This is a genomic window from Amycolatopsis sp. NPDC058986 (genome assembly GCF_042741125.1).
Classification (GTDB): Bacteria; Actinomycetota; Actinomycetes; order Mycobacteriales; family Pseudonocardiaceae; genus Amycolatopsis.
The window spans coordinates 1-4,907 of record NZ_JBHYJW010000131.1 but is presented as its reverse complement, the minus strand read 5'-3'; the positions used below and the strand labels follow the sequence as shown (position 1 = coordinate 4,907).

Genomic DNA, 4,907 nt, shown 5'->3' with positions numbered 1-4,907 from the left:
CGCAGGACATGCGAGGAAAGTCCCCTTCAGTGCGTCTTACGAGAGGAACGTCCCCTTCAGCACTTCTCGTGGACCGGGTTGTCGTTCTGCGAACCCTTGTCGACGCGCAGGCCGTTGCCCTCCCGGACCAGCGGCATCATGAGCCGCCAGCGGATGCACGGCTCGGGGAAGTCAGGCGGCGCCTCCGAGGAAGCCTGGGTACTGGTGAAGCCGACGAGCACCCGCAGCGTCCCGGACGTCGATCCCGGCTCGATCCGGTAGATCCGGATGCTGCCGTCCTTTGTGGACCGGAAGTCGGCCTGGAACCTCGGCGGCGGCTTGCTGCTGTACAGATCGCTGGTGACCGACGTCGTCCACTTCGCGTAGTTGCGCTCGTTGATCGCGCTGAAGTAGGTCTGCAGCACCGTGTGGACGGCTTCCTGCTGCGGATGCGCCGCCGCGTCCGGGCTGAGCTCGACGGTGTCCGGCCCCGGTTCCTGGTCCGGGCGCAGCGGCGTGGACGTCGCCGGAGTGACGGTGTGCCCGGCGGCGGTGCCCGCAGGAGCGGCGTCCGGGCGGCTGTAGACCTCACGGGCCAGCAGCCCGACACCGACGGTCAGGGACGCGACGACGACGAGAACAGGGACCAGCCAACGCTGACGGGTCGGGGTACCGGCACTCACCCCAAGAGGTTAGCGGCCGCCCACCCGGGCTACCCGACCTGGTGCAGCCAGGTGACCGGAGCGCCGTCCCCGGCGTGCCGATAGGGCTCCAGCGCCTCGTCCCAGCTCGCGGCCAGCAGCTCGTCGAGCTGGTGGGCCAGTGCCTCACCCGCCCGCGTCTTGGCCACCAGCGCGCGCAGCTGGTCCTCGCCCACGACGATGTCGCCGTTGGCGCTCGTCCGCCCGTGCCACAGGCCGAGGCCCGGCGCGAAGCAGAACCGCTCACCGTCGACGCCCGCGCTGGGCTCCTCGGTGACCTCGAAGCGCAGCATCGGCCACGCCTTGAGGGCGGCGGCGAGCTTGCCGCCGGTGCCCGCGGGCGCGCGCCAGCCGCACTCGGCACGCAGCTGACCCGGACTGGCAGGCTGCGCCGTCCACTTCAGCTCGACACGGGCACCCAGGGTGCCCGAAATAGCCCACTCGACGTGCGGACAAACCGCAGACGGCGACGAGTGGACGTACACCACGCCTCGGGTGTTGCCACGGGTGCTCACTGCTGACCTCCGCTTGCTCGACGAGGGACGTCTTCCCCTACGGCCTCTCCCGAGCGATGCAGGTCTGGGCTCTCGTGCCAGTTCCCGATACGTGTAGCACATTCTGCACCCCAACCGTGCTGTTTGGCCACACGAACACCACAAGTCCCACGGTTATGGGGGCGGGGGCCCGAAATCCGGCATGGTCAGCCGCCGGGAGCTGACCGTATCGGGTTTCCGGGTCCCCCGCCAGGGTGATCAGGGACGAGCGCCGAGCGAGGTCGCCGCCGCGACCACGTCCACCAGGCCCGCTCCCTTGTCGAAACTGGAGGTGTACGGACCGTTCACGACGTAGGGCGCGCCGTTGACGTATTTGTACGCCGTCGATTTGATCGCCCGCTCGATGTCGCCCGCCGAGGCCGAAGGCGCGGCCTGGAACAGCTGGGCGACGATCCCGGTGATCTGCGGGGCCGCCATCGACGTCCCGCTGATCACGTTGTAGGTGGCCAGATCCAGTGGCCCGGGCCCGTTTTTCGGCTGGAGTCCCTGCGTGCAGATGAGCAGGGTGACGCCGCAGGCGGAGAGGATGTTCTCGCCCGGCGCGGAGACGTCCGGCCAGCTCGCGGGGTCGGTCTTGAGGCCCCGTGAGGAGAACGTGGACACCGAGCCGTCCCGCGTACCGGTGCCCTGGTCGTTGTAGGAGGCCACGGACAGCACTCCGGGCGTCGGGTCCTGGCCGGGCGGGTTGGACAGGTTCTTCGAGCCGTCACCGCCGTCGTTGCCGTTGGCCCACACCGTGACCACGCCCTCGGCGGCCAGCGCCCGCTGCAGCTTGACCGTCGCCGAGGCGGGGTCGAACGCGCCGCCGCCGCTCGGTCCGTAGGAGTTGTTGATGACCTTGATCGGCGGGCACACCGCGGGCGACACCCCGGCGCCGCACGGCGCGGCGTGGTGTTCCAGCACCCAGTTCAGCGCCGCGTCGGTACCCAGCACCAGCAGCGCCGCCCCGGTCGAGATGGCGGTGATCTTCGAGCCCGGCGCGGATCCACCGACCCGCGTGCCGTCGGACAGCGTCAGGTCGTTGCCCGCCGCGATGCCGGTGACGTGGGTTCCGTGCCCGCCGAGCGACAGCGTGTCGGTGTCCACAGTGGTCGGTACGTCCACGATGCAGTTCGTCGCGGTGCCGTCGGCGCACAGGCTCTTGAGGCTGCGCACCACCCTCGTCGAGCCGTCCGGCGCGCGGAACGCCGGGTGGGTCGGGTTCACGCCGGTGTCGATGATCGCGACGCCGACACCGCGCCCGTCCAGTGGAGCGCCGTTGCCGTCCTTGAGCGTGGTCCTCGCCTGGAGGCTGCGGGTCGCGGTGGTGCCGGTGCTGCTCGCGGCCGTCCTCAGTGGATCGTTGCTCTCGACGTAGTTCACGCCGGGGACACCCCGCACGGCGCGTACCTGGTCGGCGGTCCCGCCGGCGGCGACGACGCCGATGCGGTCGAACGAGGTGAGCGGGGTCAGCCCCGCCGAACGCACCGCGTCCGCCGCCGTCGCGACGTCGGCGGCGTGCACGAGCGCCGTCACCCTCGTCCCGCCCGTTACGGTGTCGAGCAGCCGGGTGAGCCCCGAGGAGACCGGGGCGAGCGGATCGGCGGCCACCGGCGCGGCCACGAGTGCGGGGAGCGCGAGCAGCGCGGCGAGCACCGCGGATCGCCTGCGCCAGGAACGGGGTACGGCCATCGGACCCTCCTGAAGTGGGAGCGGGCACTACTTCCGCCCCCCAACGAGTGAACACCCGTCCGGGTGACGGTTGTCACGACGATGCGTATCCCCGCCGCACCCCTTTCGGAGGGTGAGACAAAAGAAGTCCCCGTGTCGCGTGGCTCCCGGGGCCCGGCGCGCTAGCGTGTGCGCGAACGAGACGGAAAAACACTGTCCGGGGAGGGTTCGTGCGACTCGTACGCCTCGCTCAACAGCCGTCCCGGGTCGCCGAGGACGTCCGGGCGGCACTCGCCTCGCTGGGCCGCGGCAGCACCGTGATCGGCGGCGTCGCGCTGATCGGTGCCGACCCGGTCGGCGAGGGCGCGCCCGTGGAAGCGGTCGTCGTGCTGCCCAAGGGCGTCCTCATCGTCATCGGCGTCGATCTGCCGGACCCGGCGCTGCGGCTCGAGGCACCGCTGAGCGCGCAGTGGAAGGCCGACGGCTGGCCGCTGGTGCACGGCGACGACACGGTGAACCCGGCGACCGAGGCACTGGACGTCTCGCAGGCGTGTGAACGCCGGATCGCCGAGATCGCTCCCGGTGCGGCACCGATCGGCACGATCCTCGCGGTCGGCCCGTACGTCGAGACCGTCGAGCAGCCGCCGGCGGATCTCGCCGGCCCGGTCCGCGTGCTCTACCCGACCCCGACGTCGATGCTCGCCGCCACCGTCTCGCTCGCCACGGCCCGCCGCCCGCGCTCGATCGACCAGGCCCGCGCGCTCATCGAGGCACTCGCGCCCGGCACGCCCGACCTGTCCGACGAGGTCCTGCTCGGCGAGGGCTTCAGCCAGTTCTCCGACAACGAGCAGACGGTCATCCGGGAAAATCCCCTGGTCGCCGCCGCGCCGACGAGACCGGTCCCGCCACAGGAACCACCCGCGAAACCGGCCCCGGCCCCTGTCCCCGCCGCGGTGCCGAGCCCGCCCGCCGCGTCGGCGGCGGCCCCGGTCGCGTCGGCAGCCCCGGCCGCACCCGCGGTGAAGCAGGCCGAGCAGACTCCGGCCAAGACCCCGCCACCCCGGCGCACGCCCGCCCCGCCGGTGGCGCAGCGGCCGCCGACCCCGCCGTCCGCGGTGTCCGATCCGGACCCCGCGCCCGCCGCTCCCCCCGCGGCCACGTCCGCCTCCGCGCCCACTTCGACCGTGGCCGCGGCGTCCACGGCGGGCGCACCGCCGCACCAGCCCGACCAGCCGCGTTCGGAGTCCGCCCAGCCGGAGAAGAAGTCCCGCACCGTCCGCTGGCTGCCGATCGGCGCGATCGGACTGCTGGTCGTGCTGCTCGTCGCGGCGATCGTGGTGGCGGCGAACAGTTCCTCCGACACGCCAGCGCCCACCGCGAGTCCGAGCACACCCGCGGCCACGCCGCCGCCGACGCCGGTGTCCAGCGCCCCGCCGAGCACGGCCCCGGTGCAGAGCCTGGAGTTCACCCGGCGTGCGAGCAGTGCGGACCAGCGCTGCGCGTCGCACGCCTTCGGTGACGTCCAGGTGAGCCTGCAACGCACGAGCTGCGCCGGAGTCCGCCGCGCCAGTTTCGCCGCGACGGTCGACGGGCGGCCCGCCGCGGTGACCGTCGGCATCGTGGACTTCACCAGCAGCGGGCAGGCCGCCGCCTTCAAGGCCATCGCCGACACCCCGGGCGGAGGCGGCATTCTCGACGTCGCCACCGAGACCGGCCAGTGGAACGGCGAGGTCCCGCGCTTCGAGAACGCCGCCTACCAGAGCAAGCTCGACGGCGCTTCGGTGCGGGTCGTGCAGGCGGTGTGGCTCACCGGACCGTCCACTTCGGACGACCCGGCCCTGACCCGAGCCGCACAGGGCGCCCTCGACCAGCCGGTCTCGTGAGCGTTCCCGCCGCTGAGGACAAACCCCACGCTTGCGGTCCACGGGGCTTCAAACGCCCCAATGTGGCATTGGGTGCGCTCAACGCACCCAAGTGGCGGGGGGGGGGGGGGGGTGGGGGAGTCAGACCAGCAGGGGCGGGG

General features: G+C 72.4%; 4 protein-coding genes. 1 reads left to right on the top strand and 3 read right to left on the bottom strand.

Features of this window, described 5'->3' with window-relative positions:
- Nucleotides 1–56: 56 nt before the first annotated feature.
- The 3 genes from ACFW0G_RS45295 to ACFW0G_RS45285 all read right to left on the bottom strand — a co-directional run bounded on the left by ACFW0G_RS45295 (nt 57) and on the right by ACFW0G_RS45285 (nt 2,905).
- Nucleotides 57–662, bottom strand: coding sequence for a hypothetical protein (locus ACFW0G_RS45295; protein ID WP_378331789.1), 606 nt, complete (start codon nt 660–662; stop codon nt 57–59).
- A 29-nt stretch (nt 663–691) separates the two neighbouring features.
- Nucleotides 692–1,195, bottom strand: a complete 504-nt coding sequence (locus tag ACFW0G_RS45290; RefSeq protein WP_378331788.1) for a DUF3145 domain-containing protein — start codon at nt 1,193–1,195, stop codon at nt 692–694.
- Between the two features lie 237 nt (nt 1,196–1,432).
- Nucleotides 1,433–2,905, bottom strand: coding sequence for a S8 family peptidase (locus tag ACFW0G_RS45285; RefSeq protein WP_378331787.1), 1,473 nt, complete (start codon nt 2,903–2,905; stop codon nt 1,433–1,435).
- 209 nt (nt 2,906–3,114) lie between these two features.
- On the opposite strand from ACFW0G_RS45285, the gene ACFW0G_RS45280 reads away from it, so the two are divergent.
- Nucleotides 3,115–4,767, top strand: a complete 1,653-nt coding sequence (locus tag ACFW0G_RS45280; RefSeq protein WP_378331786.1) for a hypothetical protein — start codon at nt 3,115–3,117, stop codon at nt 4,765–4,767.
- Nucleotides 4,768–4,907 lie beyond the last annotated feature (140 nt).

Bases quoted from the DNA above. Each gene is read 5' to 3' on its own strand.
- ACFW0G_RS45285 (WP_378331787.1), bottom strand. From the start codon at position 2,905: ATGGCCGTACCCCGTTCCTGGCGCAGGCGATCCGCGGTGCTCGCCGCG.